General features: G+C 67.7%; 21 protein-coding genes. 4 read left to right on the top strand and 17 right to left on the bottom strand.

Features of this window, described 5'->3' with window-relative positions; all coding sequences use genetic code 11:
• Positions 1-10: 10 nt before the first annotated feature.
• The 3 genes from CCONF_RS03285 to CCONF_RS03275 are packed head-to-tail and all read right to left on the bottom strand — an operon-like array spanning position 11 to position 1575.
• The gene (locus CCONF_RS03285; protein WP_290225173.1) at positions 11-277 is read right to left on the bottom strand and encodes an anti-sigma factor; all 267 of its coding nucleotides are present in this window, start codon (positions 275-277) and stop codon (positions 11-13) included.
• Entirely contained in the window at positions 274-861 is a 588-nt protein-coding gene (locus tag CCONF_RS03280) for a sigma-70 family RNA polymerase sigma factor (RefSeq protein ID WP_290225170.1), read from the bottom strand. The genes CCONF_RS03285 and CCONF_RS03280 overlap by 4 nt, the downstream gene beginning before the upstream one ends.
• A 39-nt stretch (positions 862-900) precedes the next feature.
• Positions 901-1575: an SOS response-associated peptidase gene (locus tag CCONF_RS03275; protein ID WP_290225167.1), complete on the bottom strand. Its 675-nt coding sequence runs from the start codon at positions 1573-1575 to the stop codon at positions 901-903.
• A 20-nt stretch (positions 1576-1595) separates the two neighbouring features.
• On the opposite strand from CCONF_RS03275, the gene aroA reads away from it, so the two are divergent.
• Together aroA and rsgA are read left to right on the top strand one after the other, a co-directional pair.
• On the top strand, positions 1596-2888 hold the full coding sequence (gene aroA / locus CCONF_RS03270) for a 3-phosphoshikimate 1-carboxyvinyltransferase (RefSeq protein ID WP_290225166.1): 1293 nt from the start codon (positions 1596-1598) through the stop codon (positions 2886-2888).
• A complete protein-coding gene (gene rsgA / locus CCONF_RS03265; protein WP_290225164.1) occupies positions 2881-3888 on the top strand; it encodes a ribosome small subunit-dependent GTPase A in 1008 nt (335 codons plus the stop codon). Before aroA ends, rsgA begins: the two co-directional genes overlap by 8 nt.
• Here rsgA and CCONF_RS03260 read toward each other — a convergent pair.
• Positions 3885-4400, bottom strand: a complete 516-nt coding sequence (locus CCONF_RS03260) for a DUF6912 family protein (RefSeq protein ID WP_290225162.1) — start codon at positions 4398-4400, stop codon at positions 3885-3887. The two genes, rsgA and CCONF_RS03260, sit on opposite strands and share 4 nt — an antisense overlap.
• 1 nt (position 4401) lies before the next feature.
• The gene (locus tag CCONF_RS03255; protein ID WP_070769713.1) at positions 4402-4812 is read right to left on the bottom strand and encodes an HAD-IA family hydrolase; all 411 of its coding nucleotides are present in this window, start codon (positions 4810-4812) and stop codon (positions 4402-4404) included.
• A gap of 155 nt (positions 4813-4967) precedes the next feature.
• On the opposite strand from CCONF_RS03255, the gene CCONF_RS03250 reads away from it, so the two are divergent.
• A complete protein-coding gene (locus tag CCONF_RS03250; protein ID WP_290225157.1) occupies positions 4968-5348 on the top strand; it encodes a hypothetical protein in 381 nt (126 codons plus the stop codon).
• Position 5349: 1 nt separating this feature from the next.
• Here the strand turns inward: CCONF_RS03250 and CCONF_RS03245 are convergent, their stop codons facing one another.
• From CCONF_RS03245 to CCONF_RS03200, 10 genes are all read right to left on the bottom strand, one after another.
• Positions 5350-5745, bottom strand: coding sequence for a hypothetical protein (locus CCONF_RS03245; protein WP_290225155.1), 396 nt, complete (start codon positions 5743-5745; stop codon positions 5350-5352).
• A gap of 91 nt (positions 5746-5836) precedes the next feature.
• Positions 5837-6301 (bottom strand): hypothetical protein, encoded by a 465-nt coding sequence (locus tag CCONF_RS03240; RefSeq protein ID WP_290225152.1) that lies wholly within the window; start codon positions 6299-6301, stop codon positions 5837-5839.
• A 34-nt stretch (positions 6302-6335) separates the two neighbouring features.
• Positions 6336-8891, bottom strand: a complete 2556-nt coding sequence (gene secA, locus CCONF_RS03235; protein WP_290225151.1) for a preprotein translocase subunit SecA — start codon at positions 8889-8891, stop codon at positions 6336-6338.
• Positions 8892-9046: 155 nt separating this feature from the next.
• Positions 9047-9724, bottom strand: a complete 678-nt coding sequence (gene hpf / locus CCONF_RS03230) for a ribosome hibernation-promoting factor, HPF/YfiA family (RefSeq protein ID WP_290225149.1) — start codon at positions 9722-9724, stop codon at positions 9047-9049.
• Between the two features lie 227 nt (positions 9725-9951).
• On the bottom strand, positions 9952-10608 hold the full coding sequence (locus tag CCONF_RS03225; protein ID WP_290225147.1) for a ComF family protein: 657 nt from the start codon (positions 10606-10608) through the stop codon (positions 9952-9954).
• 10 nt (positions 10609-10618) lie between these two features.
• Positions 10619-12343 carry an MtrAB system accessory lipoprotein LpqB gene (gene lpqB, locus CCONF_RS03220; RefSeq protein WP_290225146.1) on the bottom strand — a complete coding sequence of 575 codons (1725 nt, stop codon included), beginning with the start codon at positions 12341-12343 and terminating at the stop codon, positions 10619-10621.
• The gene (gene mtrB / locus CCONF_RS03215; RefSeq protein WP_435384095.1) at positions 12343-13911 is read right to left on the bottom strand and encodes an MtrAB system histidine kinase MtrB; all 1569 of its coding nucleotides are present in this window, start codon (positions 13909-13911) and stop codon (positions 12343-12345) included. Before mtrB ends, lpqB begins: the two co-directional genes overlap by 1 nt.
• A gap of 104 nt (positions 13912-14015) precedes the next feature.
• Positions 14016-14720, bottom strand: coding sequence for an MtrAB system response regulator MtrA (gene mtrA / locus CCONF_RS03210; protein ID WP_290225143.1), 705 nt, complete (start codon positions 14718-14720; stop codon positions 14016-14018).
• The gene (locus CCONF_RS03205; RefSeq protein WP_290225141.1) at positions 14720-15337 is read right to left on the bottom strand and encodes a dTMP kinase; all 618 of its coding nucleotides are present in this window, start codon (positions 15335-15337) and stop codon (positions 14720-14722) included. The genes mtrA and CCONF_RS03205 overlap by 1 nt, the downstream gene beginning before the upstream one ends.
• Positions 15338-15358: 21 nt before the next feature.
• Positions 15359-15724 carry a DUF4259 domain-containing protein gene (locus tag CCONF_RS03200; RefSeq protein WP_290225139.1) on the bottom strand — a complete coding sequence of 122 codons (366 nt, stop codon included), beginning with the start codon at positions 15722-15724 and terminating at the stop codon, positions 15359-15361.
• A gap of 115 nt (positions 15725-15839) precedes the next feature.
• Between CCONF_RS03200 and CCONF_RS03195 the strand changes: the two genes are divergently transcribed.
• Entirely contained in the window at positions 15840-16580 is a 741-nt protein-coding gene (locus CCONF_RS03195) for a hypothetical protein (protein ID WP_290225138.1), read from the top strand.
• Between the two features lie 28 nt (positions 16581-16608).
• Here the strand turns inward: CCONF_RS03195 and manA are convergent, their stop codons facing one another.
• Together manA and CCONF_RS03185 are read right to left on the bottom strand one after the other, a co-directional pair.
• The gene (gene manA, locus CCONF_RS03190) at positions 16609-17820 is read right to left on the bottom strand and encodes a mannose-6-phosphate isomerase, class I (RefSeq protein WP_290225136.1); all 1212 of its coding nucleotides are present in this window, start codon (positions 17818-17820) and stop codon (positions 16609-16611) included.
• 21 nt (positions 17821-17841) lie between these two features.
• Positions 17842-18780, bottom strand: coding sequence for a hypothetical protein (locus tag CCONF_RS03185; protein ID WP_290225135.1), 939 nt, complete (start codon positions 18778-18780; stop codon positions 17842-17844).
• Positions 18781-18790: the final 10 nt, after the last annotated feature.

Here is an 18790-nt window from a genome sequence, read left to right as displayed (position 1 = left end):
GCTTTGTTATTTACTGGTAGCGGATGGAGCGGATCTGGACGGTGATCCGCTGGCGCAGGGTCTCCGGGGCGTGGGTGGCCTTGTCGCAGGTGCGCACCAGCCGGCGCACGATCTGTTCGGTCTCCAGGCGCTCCATGCACACGTTGCACTCGGCGATGCGCGCCTGAACGGCCGCGCGCTGCTGCGGACTCAGCGACTCGTCCAGCAGCTGGCACAGCAGTGCCTCTATCTCCTGCGAAGAGCAGTTACAAGCCCCGCGGTGGTTGCAGTTGCTCACTTGTCTGCCTCCATATCTGGGTGGTTTAGCCCGATGCCTTGCTCACGTGCTACATCCTTCAACGCTTTTCGCAGCAGTTTTCTTCCCCGGTGCAGCCGCGACATCACCGTGCCCAGGGGGATATCCATCACTTCCGCGACTTCCTTGTAGGCCAGCCCCACCACGTCGGAGTAGTAGACCACCATGCGGTAGTCCTCCGGCAGGTCGTTCATGGCCTCCGAAATCGTGGTATCCGGCATGGCCTTGAGCGCGGCGACCTCCGCGGACTCCAAGCCCGTCGAGTCGTGCCCGGAGGTCGTGTACAGCTGGAAGTCGGTCAGCTCGTCCGCCGAGGACTGCGTGGGGCGGCGCTGCGCCTTGCGATAAGAGTTGATGTACGTGTTGGTCATGATCCGGTACAGCCACGCCTTCAGGTTGGTGCCCTGCTTGAAGGAATCGAAGTTCTTATACGCCTTCAGGTAGGTCTCCTGGATCAGGTCCTCGGCGTCCTGCGGGTTGCGCGTCATGCGCATCGCTCCCCCGTAGAGCTGATCCAGAAGCGGCATGGCCTGTTCCTCGAACGAGGCGGACCGGTCTTTCGCCATTAACGTACTCCTTTAAATGAGCTTTCTGCCTTAACCATCCTAGGCCCCGGCCCCTTGGGGCAGAAGTTCCGGGTAATCGTTGCGGATATTGCCCACTTCCTTTGCCGCCTGGTCCACCTGCCACCCGGTGACCGGGCTGGGGTGCAAAAGCTCCGCGGCCTCCTCCGGGGTGCCTTCTACCCACTGCCGGATTTCCCTGGGCGCCAAAAAGCGCGGCAGGCGGTCGTGCAGCCAGGCCATCTCCTCGGTGGCCGCGGTGGTCACGATGGTCGCCGAGAGCTGGTCCAGCCCCGTGGCCCACAGGCCGGCCGCCCACATCATCTGCCCTTCGCCCAGCCGCACGTAGTAGGGCATCTTGCCGCTGCCGTCGTCGTGCCACTCGTAGTAGCCGTCCATGGGGATAAGGCAGCGCCCGGAGCCAGCCCGGCCGGCGAAGGCGTCTCGAAACGACGGCTTCTTCTGCACCGTCTCCGCGCGGGCGTTAAACAGCGGCGGGCCGTCCAAGTCCTTCTTCCAGTGCGGCAGCAGGGCCCAGCGCCCCGGATCCACCTGCGCGTAGACCTCCTGGATGCGCACCACGGGAACCTTCTGGGTCGGCGCGATGTTGTACCGCGGCCCCGGCAGGCCGGCGGGCGCAGAGACTTCCTCGATTCCGGCCAGCGCACCGACGGAATCGAGCAACGACTCGCTGAACAAGACAAAACGACCACACATGAACCTCTATTATGGCCTATATGGCAGATTTTTGGTTAGCCCCGCATCCCACCGGCTCCCTGCGTTGGGAGCAGCGCGTACCCGGGTCCAAGTCCATGACCAACCGGGCCCTGGTCTTGGCCGCGCTTGCCGATGCCCCCTCCGTCATCACCCAGGCACTCATCGCCCGCGACACCGAGCTGATGATTGCCGCCCTGCGCGAGCTCGGCACCGAGATCGAGGTCAAGGACGCCACCACCGGCCCGGAGATCCACGTGACCCCGGGCAAGCTCCACGGCGGGCGCATCGACTGCGGCCTGGCCGGCACCCTGATGCGCTTCTTGCCGCCCGTGGCGGCCCTGGCCGGCGAGCCGGTCGCCTTCGACGGCGACGAGCAGGCCCGCGTGCGCCCTATGGGCGCCATCCTGGGTGCCCTGCGCGACCTGGGCGTCACCGTCGAGACCGCCGACGACTCCCTGCCCTTTAGCATCTCCACCGAGCACACGCCCGCCGGCGGTGAGGTCACCATCGACGCCTCCCAGTCCTCCCAGTTCGTCTCCGGCCTCCTGCTGGCCGCCCCGCGCTTTACAAACGGAATCACCGTCCACCACGTCGGCGGCGCCATCCCCTCCCGCCCGCACATCGAGATGACCCTGGCCATGCTGCGCGAGGCCGGCGTGACCGTCGACGAGGACGGGGACACCTGGACCGTACACCCCGGCCCCATCAACGGCCGCGAGTGGAGCATCGAGCCGGATCTCTCCAACGCCACGCCGTTTTTGGCCGCCGCGGCGGTGGCCGGCGGGCGCGTGACCGTGCGCGACTGGCCGGCCGTGACCACCCAGGCCGGGGATCTCATCCGTGACGTGCTCTTCCGCATGTCCGTCACCGTCGAGCAGGCCCACGGGCAGGTCACCGTCGTGGGTTCCCCAGGCGCCCGCCTGCGCGGCATCGACTACGACATGTCCGCCCTCGGCGAGCTGACCCCCACCGTGGCCGCGCTCTGCGCGCTGGCCGATAGCCCCTCCCGGCTGACCGGCATCGCCCACCTGCGCGGCCACGAGACCGACCGGCTCAGCGCCCTAGCCACGGAGCTCAACGGCCTGGGCGGCAACGTCCGCGAGCTGCCCGACGGGCTGGAAATCACCCCGGCGCCCCTGCACGCGGGCCGCTGGCACACCTACGCCGACCACCGCATGGCCACAGCCGGCGCCATCCTGGGCCTGGCCGTCGAGGGCATCGAGGTCGAGGACATTGCGACCACCGCGAAGACCCTCCCTGGCTTTGCCGAGCTCTGGGAGACCATGGTCTCCGAAGGCAGCGCGCATGCCTAGGCGCCACTACGACGAGTCCGACGTCCACGTCCGCCCCGGCAAGGGCTCGCGGCCGCGCACCAAGGACCGCCCCAAGCACAAGGACGCCAAGTTCGGCATGGTCATCACCAAGGACCGCGGCCGCTGGGGCGTGGCCTTAGAAGACGGCCCCGTGGTCACCTGTATGCGCGCCCGCGAGCTAGGCCGCACCGCCATCGAGGTCGGCGACCGCGTCGGCGTCGTGGGGGACACCTCGGGCCGTAAGGACACGCTCGCGCGCATCGTCAAGCTCGCCGAGCGCACCTCCGTGCTGCGCCGCACCGCCGACGACACCGACCCCTACGAGCGGATCGTGGTCGCCAACGCCAACCAGATGCTGATTGTCACCGCGGTGGCCGATCCGCCGCCGCGCTCCGGCTTCGTCGAGCGCGCCCTGGTGGCCGCCTTCGTGGGCAATATCCACCCCATCCTGTGCCTGACCAAAACGGACCTGGCCGACCCGGCCCCCTTCGCCGCGGAATTCGCCGACCTGGACATCAGCGTGGTCTACGCCGGCGTCGACGACGGCCTGGATCGGGTCAGCGACGCCATCTCCGGGCACATCACCGCGCTCATCGGCCACTCCGGGGTGGGCAAGTCCACGCTGGTCAACCGGCTAGTGCCCGACGCCGACCGGGAAACCGGCGAGGTCTCCGCAGTGGGCAAGGGCCGGCACACCTCCACCCAGTCCGTCGCGCTGCCGCTGCCCGGCGATAACGGCTGGATCATCGACACCCCCGGCATCCGCTCCTTCGGGCTCGCGCACGTCGATGCCGACACCGTCTTAGGCGTCTTCGAGGACCTGGCCGAAGCCACCGAGTCCTGCCCGCGCGGGTGCACGCACGCCGGTCCCCCGGCCGATCCCGAGTGCGGGCTCGACGATCCCGCACTCATCCCCCCGGGTTCGGCCTCGGCTCGGCGCGCGGCCGCGGTACGCAAGCTGCTGGCCGCGCTGCGCACCAACGTCGACTGGGAAAACTAGAGCAGCTCCACCAGGAAGGGCAGCTCGCTCGGGTCGTAGAAGGCCATGAAATTATCGAGGGCGTCGCCGACGGCCAATTCCGCATCCTCGTCCCCCAGGTCCGCGGTGTCGATGGCCTCGATGGCCTTGGCGGTCGCCGCCTCCGACTCCGCGATGTCCACGTGGATGGCAGCCAGCTGCTCGGTGCTAATCAGCGCCGGCTCCAGCTTCACCACGGGCTCGCCCATCTCCGGCTGCGGGGTGACCGCCTCGGCGGGCACGTCCACGGACATGACCACGCGCCGGTGCGGGAAGTGCTCCTCGTCGCCGATGGCCAGCAGCCGCAGCGACGCCATGGAGGCCTCCAGGAAGGCCGAGTAGGCGATTTCTTCTTCGTCGCCGGCGGTGTAGAACTCACGCAGGGCGTCGGTGACCATGAATCCCCAGCCCGAGCGGGCGTGCAGCTGGCCGGTCTCCTTCAGCTCCGTGAGCATGGCAAAGGTGGCCGGCAGGAAGACGCGACAATCAGCCATCTTAGAACTCGCCCTCGATGTCGAAAACGGCCTGGATCTCAATGCTGGTGCGGTCGAAGACCGTGTACAGCATGCCCAGCAGGCCGAACTCCACCGACGCCTTGACGTTGACGATGTTGTCGTCCACGAAAACGCAGTCGTTGACCGGAAGGTCGAGGGCGTCGGCCGCCGCCTGGAAGGCCGCGAGCTCCGGCTTTTCCGCCCCGATCTCGCCGGAGAGCATGACTGCGTCCACGATGCCGCGGTACTCCCACTCCCGAATTGCCTCGGCGCCAGGGCCGCCCGGATCGTTGGACAGGATGGCCGTCGCCACGCCCTGGGCCTTGGCTGCGGCCAGGAGGTTGCGCCAGCGCTTCACGTCTTCGTCGGTGCCGTCGAGCACGCCGACGTAGTCCACAATCAAACCACGCATGAGTTCTCTTTCTTTTTTCGCTTCGGGTCTTATTTCCCTCTAACCCCGCAAATTATAGCGAAGAGGCAATTCGCGCGCCTCCACCCCTTTCAGCAAGCTCACAGCTTCGGAGCCTCGCCCTGCGCACCGCTCCGGGGCGTGCCAGAATACGGCCTATGTACGCCCCCATTCCCGGATTCGCCCACCTGCAGCTGTACGTGCCAGCCGACCCCATCTCCTACGACCGGCAGCCCACGCCCATGGATGAGGAGGTCAAGGAGCGCGCCCAGACACTTATCCGCCAGGTCATTGAGACCGCCGCCGGACGCCGCCCCCTCAGCCACGTGCGCTCCGATCGCTTCCCGCCGCGGCTGGCCAACCACCTGTCCGCCTGGCTGCGCACCCGCGGCTTCAGCCTGCCGGCGCGCCACGATCTGGTCGCCGTGCACGCACACGCCAACGGGGAGTTTTACGGCACCGCCACCATCGGCGTCACGCAGCACGCGTTCACCGGCTCCTACGAGCAGCACCGGCTCGTATCCTTTCGGCTCCTCTAGCCTAGAGCGAGCCCAAAAACATCAGGACCTGGGTCCAGTCGACGGACGACCACGCGGCCGCCGATGCCCCCACCGCCGCCAGGATCCCACCCAGCGCGGCGCCGATGCCCCACACGGGCACCCCGGCGTCGGCATCGCTAGCAGTACTACTAGCGGCGCCGTTGTCGTTTTTGGTTCCGGTCGCGTCCGGCGCGGCGGCGTCCTCGGCCGACCGCGCTGCGGCACCGCCTTCTGCCTGGCCTGCCTGGTCTTGGGCGGCTTCGACGCGCTCGAGCCACTCGCCTACCGTTTCCTGACCACCGCTGAGCGCGGTGCGGGATTCGTAGCTATCGGCGCGGTAGTTTTCCGTCGGCGCGGCGCTCGCCCCCGTCGGCGCGCCCAGCAACGCTGCGGTCACCAAAGCCGACAGGGAAGCCAGACGGCTTCGGCGGCGCGGCGTTCGCATAAAAACTCCAGTCGATTAGTAGGTACCTATCAAGGACTTAAGCCTACCTCAAGCCGGCCGACGACGTAGAATTCCCGTGCTCCGCGCGACGGAGGGCCCAGAACACGAGGCCGACGACCACGCCCAAGCCCACCACCAGACCGGTGTTGAGCAGCATGAGGCCGACCGGCCACAGGCCGGTCGAGTCGCTGAGCCCCGCCTGCACGGACCAGGCGAAGCTAAAGCCCAGCGTCGGACCCGTCACCGCCCCCAGCGCGCCGGCGCCGGTGCGGGGAACGCGCCAGGCCACCGCGGCGGTCAGCGCCACCATGGCGATGGCTGCCACGGCAATCTGCCACGCGGCGTAGTGGGCGTGGTTGCCCCAACCCAGGCTCACTAGCCAGGCGCCGACGCCCCCGACGAAACCGGCGGCGACCGCCTCTCCGGCGCGGGCCCGCCAGACAGAAAAAATGGCGGCAGCTACTACCAGGACGCTAAACAGCGCCCAGGTCAAGGTAACTGCCACCATGGGAAACCTGCTTTCCTAGCGGGTTGAGGCTCCTCTACGCCTCAGACGCGGAGCCGGACTCGGCGTTTTCTTCCTCGGTCGCGAACTGCTTGCGCAGCAGGAACAGCTGGCGGACCGTCTCTTCCTTGATGCCTTCGTTCATGGCCCGGAACATGTCACCGCCCTCCTTCTGGTACTCGACCAGCGGGTCGCGCTGCGCCATCGCACGCAGGCCAATGCCCTCCTTCAGGTAGTCCATCTCGTAGAGGTGCTCGCGCCACTTCTGGTCGATGATCGGCAGGATAACCATGCGCTCGGTGTTGCGCATCTGCTTCTCGCCGCCGATGGCCGAGATCTTCTCCTCCAGCTCGTCGTACTGGTGCTGGGCGTCATCGGTCAGGGCGTCGCGCAGCTGCTCCGCGCTCAGCTCGCCCGGCGAGCCGTGCTCGGAGCCGTCCACCAGCTCCTCGGCGCTCACCGACGGGCCGTAGAGCGAGTCCAGGGCCTGCCAGAGCTTGTCCAGGTCCCAGTCCTCGACGTAGCCGGCGGCTGTGGCGGCGGCCACGTAGTCCGAAACCGTGTCGTCGATCATGGAGCGGATGTTGTCCTTGATGTCGCCGGCGTCCAGGATCTTGTAGCGCTCGCCGTAGACGACCTTGCGTTGCTCGTTGAGCACCTCGTCGTACTTCAGGACGTTCTTGCGCATTTCGAAGTTCTGGTTTTCCACCTGGGCCTGCGCGCCCTTGATGGAGTTGGAGACCATCTTGGCCTCGATCGGGACATCGTCCGGCACGTTCAGCCGGTTCATCATGTTCTCCATGGACTGGCCCACGAACCGCACCATCAGCTCGTCGCGCATGGACAGGTAGAAGCGGGTCTCGCCCGGGTCGCCCTGGCGGCCGGTACGGCCACGCAGCTGGTTATCGATACGGCGGGACTCGTGGCGCTCGGTACCGACCACGTAGAGGCCGCCGGCCTCGCGCACCTCGTCGCCTAGGCGCTTGGAGCGTTCCTTTTCCTCCTCGATGTGGTTATCCCAGGCCTCCTGGTACTTCTCCTCGTCCTCGAAAGGATCCAGGCCCTGCTCGCGCAGCTTCATGTCCAGGATGACCTCGGGGTTACCGCCCAGCACGATGTCGGTACCGCGGCCGGCCATGTTGGTGGCGACGGTGACCTGGCCTGGGCGGCCGGCGCGGGCGATGATGTTGCCCTCTTCCTCGTGGTGCTTGGCGTTGAGCACGGTGTGCTCGATGCCGCGCTTGTCCAGCAGCTGCGACAGGTACTCGGAGCGCTCCACGGAGGTGGTGCCCACCAGCACCGGCTGCTTGTTCTGCACGTGCTCAGCGATGTCGTCGACCACCGCGGCGAACTTGACTTCCTGGGTCTTGTAGATGCGGTCGGAGTGGTCCTGGCGCTGGTTCGGCTTGTTAGTCGGGATCGGCACCACGTCGAGGCCGTAGATGGAGTGCAGCTCGGCGGCCTCGGTCTCGGCGGTACCGGTCATGCCGGAGATCTTGCCGTAGAGACGGAAGTAGTTCTGCAGCGTGACCGTGGCAAGCGTCTGGTTCTCGTTCTTGATCTCGACGTTTTCCTTGGCCTCGATGGCCTGGTGCATGCCCTCGTTGTAGCGGCGGCCCGCTAGCACGCGGCCGGTAAAGGAGTCGACGATCATGACCTCACCGTTGCGCACGATGTAGTCCTTGTCGCGCGTGAACAGCTCCTTGGCCTTCAGCGCGTTGTTGAGGTAGGACACCAGCTGCGAGTGCTCCGGGGCATAAAGGTTATCGATGCCCAGCTGGTCCTCGACGTATTCCACGCCTTCTTCCAGCACGCCGACGGTGCGCTTTTTGTGGTCGACCTCGTAGTGGATGCCCTCGCGCATGCGCGGGGCCAGCTGCGCGAAGACCCCGTAGAACTGGGAGGAGCCGTCCACCGGGCCGGAGATGATAAGCGGGGTACGGGCCTCGTCGATGAGGATGGAGTCCACCTCGTCCACGATGCAGAAGTTGTGGCCGCGCTGGACGATGTCGTTCAGGCTGCGCACCATGTTGTCGCGCAGGTAGTCGAAGCCCAGCTCGTTGTTGGTGCCGTAGGTGATGTCGCAGGCGTAGGCTTCCTTGCGCGCCGGCGGACGCATCTCGGAGAGGATGACGCCGACGGACAGGCCCAACCAGCGGTGGACACGGCCCATCATCTCCGCGTCACGCTTGGCCAGGTAGTCGTTGACCGTGACGATGTGCACGCCCTTACCCTCGAGGGCGTTGAGGTAGGCCGGCAGCAGCGAGGTCAGGGTCTTGCCCTCACCGGTTTTCATCTCGGCGACGTTGCCGAAGTGCAGGGCCGCGCCGCCCATCAGCTGGACGCGGAAGTGCTTCTGCTGCAGCACGCGCCAGGCCGCCTCGCGGACGGTGGCGAAGGCCTCCAGCAGGATGTCGTTGAGTTCCTCGCCGTCGGCGAGGCGCTGCTTAAATTCGTCAGTCTTGGCCTTGAGCTCGTCGTCGCTGAGGGCGGCGTACTCATCTTCCAGGGCGATTACCCGGTCGGCCATCTTTTCCAAGCGCTTGACGGTGCGCCCTTCGCCGGCACGCAGCAGCTTCGAAAGTCCTAACACGTAGTAGTTTCCTTCTTTGTCGCGACACGTAAACTAGTTAACTCCGTGCCATTGTACCCACCAGAGGCGGTCTCACTATCTCCGCCCTGGCCCAAAAAGACACGAAAAAGCGCCCAGCACCCGGCGGGCGGGCAGCTGGGCGCAGGAAGGGCTAGCTAGTTGTTAGCCTGCGCACCCTCGGCGTCTTCAGTCAGGGTGATAAGACCGTAGTCGAAGGCGTGGCGGCGGTAGACGACCGCCGGCTGCTGGGTTTCGGAGTTGATGAACAGGTAGAAATCGTGGCCCACCAGCTCCATCTCGCTGAGCGCGTCATCCACAGCCATCGGGTTGGCCGGGTGCTCCTTGGTACGCACGATCTGGCCCGGGCGCTGCTCCTCGATGGAGTCTGCGTACGGATCAACGTAGCGATCTTCCTTCGCCGGAGCAGCGTTGCGCTCGGCCTCGGCCTCGGCGACCATCTCCGCAGCGATCTCGCCGGTGCCCTTCTTGGCGCGGTGGCCGGACTTGACGTTCTCGCGACGGACCTTCACCTTGCGCAGGGAGCGCTCCATCTTGGCCAGGGCGGTCTCCAGCGCGGCGTAGAAGGAGTCCTCCTTAGCCTCCGCACGGGCGATGTGCCCCTTACCGGTGGCGGTGATCTGGATGCGGTCCGACTGGGAGTCACGGCGCGGGTTCGGCTCGTGCTGCAGCTCGACGTGGAAGAAGGTCAGCGTCGGATCCAGCCGCTCGATCTTGGCCAGCTTGCCGGTGACACGCTCCTGGAAGTGCTCCGGCACCTCCACGTTGCGTCCCGTGATGGTTACCTGTGCGTTGGTGGCCTGTGGCTCGGTCATTGACTTGCCTCCCTAGATTTGGCTGGGGGCGCGCAAACCCGGCGCCCCCGGGGGACTATTGGAATCGTCCTGCTGAGATCCCCGCCCCGGTTATCCACCGGCGGAAACCGTGTGAATCCGGAGGCTAAAACCTCAACCTGTGACACCCCTCATCATACCAGTGGTCATAACCATTCCCCACCAAAGGTTGGAATTACATTTCTGTTTACCCCCACGTCGATCCCCCTCTAGGCGTCCGCCAGTACCAGGCCCGCCCGCACCAGCGCGCCGGCCGCGCGCAGCTTGTCGGCGGTGTTGATGAGCGTGGCGCCGGTGGTCACCACGTCGTCGACCACGACGGTGGCCCGGCCCACCAGCCGCGGGTCGGCATCGACAGCCACGGCATCGCGCATATTCGCCCACCGCAGGTCCGCGTTCAGCCGCGACTGGTCGGCCACGCCGCGGCGCAGGCGCGTGCAGTTGACCACGGTCAGCGGCAGGGCATCGCCAAGCAGGCGGGCCGCGTGCTGGCACATATGCAGCACCGGGTCCCCGCCCCGGGCCCGCGCTGACGATGCCCGCGTCGGCGCCGGCACCACCGCCAGCCGCGGCGGCAGCACGCCCTGGGCCACCAGCTGCTCCAGCCCGGCGGCGATGACCGCACCGGCGTACGGGCGCACCGCCTGGTTGTGGTACTCCTTCATCTGGATGATGAGGTTGCGCCGGATCTCCGAATACGGCCCCAGCGCAAAGATGGGCGGATCCAGCAGCGTGCGGCGGGTGACGCGGTGCGGCGGGGTGCGCAGGTGCTCCCGGCAGGCCGCGCACAGCACCTGCCCCGGGGCCTTGCACCCGGCGCAGGCGCGCGGGACCAACAGCTCCCCGACCTGTTGCCAGACCCCCATTGCGCGCCGCCTAGTTGCCCACGATGGGGGCCGCGCGCACGCCCTGGAGTCCGGGGACCTCGCGCCAGAACACGGAGTCGGACTCGCCGGCCGGCAGCTGCAGCAGAGCGTTGGCGTCGGTCAGGTAGACGGTTGCCGGTGAGGCCGCCACGGAGACCACCGGGGCGGTGATATTGCCGCTGGGCAGGGTGGTCAGCGAGGACCCGTCCTGCTCGATGCGCCAGATCGGCGTTTCCGTCGACGACGTGCCCACCACCAGCGAACCGTCCGGCTGCCAATCCAGCGACAGCGCGTTGCGGTCCAGCTCCGTGGCGAGCTCGCGCACGTTGACGATCCGGTAGTCGCCGTCGGTCTCCTGCGCCACCACGCCGGAGTAGACCGCGCCGCCGATGATGAAGGCCACCCGCGCGCCCGTCGACGACAGGCGCATGACCGAGATCTCGCCCTCGATGTGATCCAGCGCGTCCGCGTTGATCGGCTGCTCGGTGACCTCGCCGGTAGTCGAGCGCACCACGCGGTAGATCTTCTTGCCGTCGACCGCGACCCACGCGCCCCGGCCGGTACCGCCAAAGGTGGGCCGGGTGATGCTCTCGCCTTCCAGGGACTCGGCCACGTCCCCATCGAGGGTGCCCAGCACCAGCTGGGTCTTGTCCGCGCCCTTCTTGCGCACGGCCGCGAACGTCTCCTCCGCCGAGATCTCCGCCGACTCCACGTTGCCGGCGTTCGCCGCCGGGTTGTTCAGCGGCTGCGTCTCGTTGCCGGTCAGGCGCACCACGTTGCCGTTGGTCACCGCGTACAGCGAGGTGGCGGCGTTCGTGTCCGCCTTCGGGTTGTAGTCCGCGAAGTCGTCGGTGGTCAGTTCGTCGAGGCCTTCGACCAAGGGGGCATCGTCCGCCACGACCTGGTAGGGCCCCGGGATGCCGGCCGTGGACAGGGTCCAGACCAGCTCGGCAGCGAACCGGGTGCGGTCCTCCTGGCTCATGTCCGACATGCCGGTGAAGTGGTAGACGCCGTCCTCGATGCCGCCGAAGTTGGCCACCCGCGGCACCACCGACATCGTCGCCGGCGCCAGCTCCTCGGCCGGGCCCTGCAGCAGCAGCGTGATGAGCTCGGTGTCCAACGACTCCTGGCCCGTGGACAGCCAGCGGCGGTCGCTTTCCAGCGCCTGGCCGGTGTGCTCGTAGAAGAACAGGGAGTGCGGCTGGTAGCGGTTGCGCAACTCCGTGCGCTCGATGACCACGACCTGCGGCAGGTCCGAAATCCGCCACTCGCCGTCCACCTGGGTCATGTGGATCTGCGCCTCGAAGTCGCCGTTTTCGGAGGAATAGGACCCGCCCTCCGAGAGCGTGCCGATGACCGAGCCGCGCACGTTGAAGCTGCGGCCGCCCTCCGTGGAGTCGGCCTCGGCGTCGGTGATGATGTCCAGTGAGTCCACGATGAGCACCTGCTGGTCCGGGTCCCAGTCCCCGGCCGCCTCCTCCGTCATAAACGAGCGCGCGGCGGAATAGTCCCCGGCCGGCAGCGCGGAGGCCGCGTAGAAGTCACGCAGCAGAAGGTCCGGCTCCTCCCCGGCGCGCGGGCCCATGGACGGCTCCGGGGTGGCGGCCGGCTCGAAGGAATGCAGCACCTTAGGGCTGGAGTTTTGCGGCAGCGTCGAGCACGCACTAAGCGCCAGCGACGTTGCGGCCAGCACGGCGACGACGGCGCGGGCCGAGCGCCGGTGGGTTTTGTGCATCACGGCTGGCCTCCCTTCGGGTCATTCGGGTCCTGCGGGGCCGCTAGCGGCTTCGGGCTCTTCCGCCCCTGCGGCTCTGCCAGGCCCTGCGGCTGTGCTAGTACCTTGGGCTCCGGCACGTACAGGTCCAGCGGGGCCTCCTCCACGGCCTTGCCGGGCACGCGCGGCAGGATCAGGCGGAAGCAGGACCCGCGGCCGAAGATGCCCGTCGCGTCCAGCGTACCGCTGTGCAGCACCGCGTCCTCGCGGGCGATCGCCAGGCCCAGGCCGGTCCCGCCCGAGTGGCGCTTGCGGGAGGAATCCGCGCGCCAGAAGCGGTTGAAGACCAGCTCCTCCTGGCCCTCCTTCAGGCCCACGCCTTGGTCGGTGACGGTCACGGCCACGGCCGTGTCGTTGGCACCCAGGTGCACGTCCACCGGGTTGCCCTCCGAGTGGTCGATGGCGTTGGCCAGCAGGTTACGCAGGATGCGCTGGACGCGCCGGTCGTCGCCTTCGAAGCTGATGGCCTCGTCCGGCAGGTGCAGGTTGACTGCCACCCCTAGCTCGTCGGCTAGGTGATCGATCTGCCCGAAGGCGGCGGTCACGCAGTTGCGCAGGTCCAGCTCGTTGGTGGACAGGTCGGCCACGCCGGCGTCGTGGCGCGAAATCTCCAGCAGGTCGGCCAGCAGCTCCTCGAAGCGGTCGAGCTCGCGGCTCATCAGCTCGCTGGCGCGGCGGGTGGAGATATCCAGGCTGTCCGCGTTCGCCGCAATCATGTCCGCGGCCATGCGCACCGTGGTCAACGGGGTGCGCAGCTCGTGCGAGACGTCGGAGGTGAACTGCCGCTGCAGATCGCCGTACTCCTCCAGCTGCGTAATCTGCTTGGACAGCTTGTCGGCCATGTCGTTGAAGGACTGGGCCAGGCTGCCCATCTCGTCCTCGCCCTCGACGGCCATGCGCTCACGCAGGTGCCCGGCCGCTAGGCGCTGGGCAATCCGCGAGGCGGAGCGGATGGGCGTAATCACCTGCTGGGTCGCCAGCCAGGCGATGCCCACCAGCAGCACGATGACCACCACCGCGGCCGCCGAGAGCAGGCCGCGCATCAGCGCCAGCGTGGATTCCTCCGACTCCATGCTCATCACCAGGTAGACCTGGGTGTCCGGGATGTCGGACTCGGTGGGCGTGCCGACGATCATCGCGTTGTACTTGGTGCCATCCCCGTGGTTGATGGGCGCATACTGGACCATGACCTGGTCGTGGGAGACGCCGTTGCGCAGCTCCGTCGGGATGCGATAACCCTCCGGCGAGGTGGTCACCGAGCCGTCGGAGCCGTTGACCACGATCACCGGCTCGTAGGAGGCCTGCGTCTCGCCGCTCTGGGAGCCCAGCTGCGTCAGGGAGGCGCGCGCGGAGTTAATGCGCACCTGCACCGAGTTGGCCGTGCCGGTGGCCGCGATCTGTTGTTCCACCGCGATCCGGGCGCGCTCCAGCTCCTGCAAGGCGACGTCCTGCTTCTGATCCACCAGGCGGGAGGTCAGCACGGAGACCAGCGCGTAGGTCAAAATGACCATCACCACGGTGGCGGCCATAAAGATCAGGCCGATGACGCGCACCTGCAGCGAGGTGCGCCACCACTGGATGGCAGAGTCGCGGAATTGTCTGAAGCGGTCCAGGATGGCAGCTACTCCCCGGCTTATTCGGCGCCAGCCGGCTTGCCGGCCTTGTAGCCCACGCCGCGCACGGTCAGCACGATCTGCGGATCCTCCGGGTCGTGCTCAATCTTGGCGCGCAGGCGCTGGACGTGCACGTTGACCAGGCGGGTATCGGAGGCGTGCCGGTAGCCCCAGACCTTCTCCAGCAGCTCCTCGCGGGTGTGCACCTGGCCCGGGCGGCGGGCCATCTCCACCAGCAGGTCGAATTCCAGCGGCGTCAGGTTCAGCTCGCGGGAGGTCCCGTCCGCGTTGCGGCGGGTGACGGTGTGCTCGGGCACGTCGATGACCAGGTCTCCGACCTCGATCATCTCCGTGGTCGCGGTGTCCGTGCGGCGCAGGCGGGCACGGATGCGGGCCACCAGCTCCTTCGGCTTGAACGGCTTGGTGATGTAGTCGTCCGCGCCGGATTCCAGGCCCAGCACGACGTCGACGGTGTCCGTCTTGGCGGTCAGCATGACAATCGGTACCGAGGAGATCTGGCGGATACTGCGGCAGATGTCCACGCCGTTCATGCCCGGTAGCATCAGATCCAGCAGGATCAGTTCCGGGTCGTGGCGTTGGAACATGGGCACCGCGTCGTTGCCGTCGGTCACGGCGATGGGCTCCATGCCCTCAGACTCCAAGACGATGGTCAACATCTCCGAGATCGCCGGGTCGTCATCGACCACCAGAATTGTCGGTGCCACTACTTCTCCCCTACCAGTTGTCGTACAGCTTGAATAATCATATCGCTATCGGCTGTAGCTATCCAAGGCCCCGCCCACTCGCGTTCAGCCAGCGCGCGGTAGACCGCGGCGGTGCGCGCTTGGAGACCAGTGTCCTTTTCGTAAGCGTCGCGGGCCCGGGTGGCATCGTCAGCCGCGCGGCCCTGGGCGCGGGCCCCGGCCAGCTCGACGTCGGTGTCCAGGAATACCTGCAGGTGCGGCTTCGGCAGGCCTAGGCGTTCGAACTCCAGGTGGTAGACCCAGTCGGCCACCGCCTCATCCTGCAAGCGCGCGGCCGAATACGCCGCATTCGATGCCACGTAGCGGTCCAGCACCCACACCTCCGGCGCGCGGTGGGCCGCCAGCAGCTGTTCCTTGGCGCCCCAGCGGTCCAGGGCGAACATCGTGGCCATCGCGTAGGCCGAGTCCGTCATATCCCCCATGCGGCCGTACAGCGCGTCCTGGGCCAGCTGGGCGTGAATGGAGTCGGCATAGCGCGGGAAGGCCAGCGTGTGGATCTCCCGGCTGATGGCCTCGCGCAGGCGGGCAACCAACGTGTTCTTGCCCGCGCCATCGATGCCCTCTATGGCAATAATCACAGCAGTGCGTCACCCTCTCCTTTAAGCCAGGGCCTCGAGGAAGGGCTCGATGTCGGCGTCGTCCGCCTCGTCCGGCTCGGCGTTTTCCAGCAGTTCCGCGGCCTTTTCGTTGAGCTGCTCGTCGGAGCTGCCGGCCAGCGAGCGGATGAACGGGTACTCGGCCACAACGTCGCCGGCGCTGAACGGCGCGCCGGACCAGATGGCGGCGATGGTGGCGGCGGCTAGGCCGTTGGCAAGCTCCTCGTCGGTGGGCTGGGCGGAATCGGCGGCGAGGACAACGGCGTCCCGCACGGCTTCTACGACCTCCTCTTCTTCGAGGGCAGACAGCTCATCGAGAAAATCGGTGTTGCTGTCGCGGGTGAAAATCTCTTCGTCCCAGGTGCTCACTGTGATCTCCTTCGCAAGGTGAATTTGGCTCCCGCACTAGCGGAAGTCGGGTATCAGACGTTAAGGTGCATGGTACTGTTGTTACCGACTTGTTACCACGGAAGGGGACCGCACGGTGAATACGGATACGCGCCGCGTCGTCATCTTCGTCGTCGTCGGCCTGCTCGTGGCCGCCGGCGTCGGGGTGAGCGTCTGGCACCTCGGTGCGCCCAAGTCCTCCTCCATGGACGATAATGCCACGCCGGTGGCCAACAAGCAGCTAACCAGCTCCGCGGAGAAGGCGACCACCTCGTCGAGCTCCACGTCCAGCACCGCGCCTTCCGATAAACACAATCGGGACGAGGCCAAGGACGGCGAGAACAATCAGCGCGGCTCCCGCGAGGACGCCAAGTACTCCGCCCCGCAGGCCAACGATCCGTTCCTGGCTCCCAACTCCGTGGTGGACGCCCAGACCGCGCCCGCCGCGCCGACGACGTACTACCGTCCCGACAATCTCTCCGCGTCCCAAGGCCAGCAGAACCAGCAAGGTCAGCAGAGCCAGCAGGGCCAGCAAGGCACGCAGGATTCGGGCCAGCCGACGCAGCCGGACCAGCCCGCGCCGACCACTCGCCCGGACACCAGCGAGGAGCCGTCGACGTCGAACGAGCCGCAGCCGAGCAGCCCGAACCAGCCGCAGCCGTCCCCGACCGTGCCGGGCCTGCCGACCGAGGAGAACAACGAACACCCGGAGAGCCAGATCCCCGATCTGCTGCCCGAGCCGCCGCACCAGCAGGCCCCGCCGGCCGAAAAAGAGCGCGCAGAGGTGCAAAACGCGCCCGAACCCACGGAGGAAACCGCGGGCCAGGGCAACGACTAGGCGCGGCGGCGCTTAAGCCGCCGGGCGCCTAGACGCTGGCGACGAAGAATTCCGCCGGGCCATCGCCGGCTGCCAGGCGGACGCGGCCATCGGCTGCTGGGGCCCAGGCGCCGCGGCCTGGGGTGAGGTTGAGCTCCCCGGCGGTGGCGCCGTCGCCGCGGGTGCACAGCACGATGGCCGGCCCGCCCAATTCGACGGTGGCCTGCGCGCCGGCATCGAGAGCGTAGCGGCGCAGGGAGAACTCATCGATGGGCACCGGGTAGTCGAAGACCTCGCAGCCGGCGGCCGGGCTCGCGTTCCCCGGGTGGACCTGCGGGTCGGCGGCGGCCTGGAAATCCAGCACCTTGACCAGCTCGGGCACGTCGACATACTTCGGGGTGAGCCCGCCGCGCAGCACGTTGTCCGAGTTAGCCATCAGCTCCACGCCGAGGCCGTGGACGTAGGCGTGCAGCTGGCCGGCCGCTAGGAAGACGGCCTCGCCGGGCTGCAGCACAATGTGGTTGAGCAGCAGCGCGCCCAGCACGCCGATGTCGCCGGGGTACTGCTCGTTAATCCCCAGCACGGTGCGCACGTCACGCACGATCCACTCCGGGGTGCCCGGGGCCGGGGCGGCAACCAGCCGCTCGCCCGCCGTCACGATGTCCGCGATGAGCTCCTTGCGCACGCCCGCCGGGATGGTGATCCAGGTAGTAAACAGCGCGCGCAGGCTGGCGCCCTCGGCCGCGGGATCGTCGTCCAGCATGGACAGGTAGCGCTCCAGGCTGGGGCAATCCAGCGCGGCGAAAAGCTCGCGCGTGCGCGCCAGCGGCCTAAAGCCCGCCATGGCATAAAACTCCGTCAGGGCGACGATGAGCTCCGGCTTGTGGTTGTCGTCCTTGTAGTTGCGCTGGGACGAGTCCAGGGCCACGCCCTGGGCGTTTTCCCGGGCGAAGCCCTCCTCGGCCTGGGCCTTGGACGGGTGCGCCTGCAGCGAGAGGACCTCCCCGGCGGCCAGCAGCTTCAGCAGGAAGGGCAGGCGGTCGCCGTGGTCGCGGCGCACGCGCTGGCCCAGGTGGGTCTCCGGGTCGCCGGCGATGACCTCGTCGAGGCGCGTGCCGTCCAGCGTCGCCGGGGCGGCCGGGTGGGCGCCGAACCAGAGCTCGGCCACGGGGTTGTCCCCCGCCGGCTGGCCTAAGAGCTGCGGGATCATGGTCTTGGATCCCCACGAATAGTTACGCACGGAACTATCGAGCAACTTCATGCGGTTTATGAGTCCTTTTCCTCATTCATCAAAGGCGGTCGCGGCATAGGCGCGCGTGAAAAGCTGCAGCGCGCGGGAGAATTCGCTTCCCTCCGCGGCGTTGACAGCCAGGCTATGGGGCAGGTTCGCCTCCTCCTGCCCCCAGAAAATCACCCTCCAGGTTAGCGCACCATCTATAAAGGGATCGTAGAAGATATCGTCAGGCGCCTGTGTGCCGCCGCCGTCTAGGGCCTGCGGCAGCTGAGCGGCCTCGACAACGGTCCCGGACAGCCCGCAGGTGGCCCAGAGCGCCGCGACTACCGATGCCACCGCCTCACCCACCGTCTCCCCCGCCGGCGCCGAGTGCATCAGCCCGCTGCGACCGGCCTGCGCAGCGAAGGCGGCCAGCTGCCGGGCCGGGTTGGTATCCGCGCTGCGATCGGGTGCGCAGGCGGCCAGTTCGGCATCGACGGCAGCGGCGGCCGCGTTTAGGGCCTGCGGGTCGCCGCCCAGGGCCAGCCAGACTGCGCCCGCAGCGCGGGCCGGGGCGGGGCCGGTGACGTTGGGCAGGGCTGTGAATAAGAAGGCATCGTCAGCGACGTCGTCGGCCAGGGGTCCGGGCGGGCCGGCAAAGACCGTGGCGGCGCCGCGCTGCTGGGCAGTGAGCATGGCCCGCGATGCCCACTCGCAGTCCGCTGCCTCCCCCACCGTCACGACGATGTCGAGGGCGCCGACGTAGGCCGGCAGCGCGCGGGCGACGACCACCGGGCAGGCAGCCTGGGGCTGGTGCGCCTGGGCGAGCGCGCGGGCGGCCGCCGCGGCGACCTGGTCGGTGGCCAGCACCACGACCGAGCGTGGGCGCAGGCCGGCCAGATATTCATTCAGGCCCGCCGCCTGGCCGGCGAGCGCGCGTAATTGCGCCCCTTCGTGCGCAATGTCGAAAAAGCGCACCTGCTCCGGTGTCCACTGTGTGCTCTCCATGGTTTCCCAC

Source organism: Corynebacterium confusum, assembly GCF_030408715.1.
Lineage (GTDB): Bacteria > Actinomycetota > Actinomycetes > Mycobacteriales > Mycobacteriaceae > Corynebacterium > Corynebacterium confusum.
Note: the sequence above shows the minus strand (reverse complement) of the source record. Positions and strands in the feature narration are given on the sequence as shown.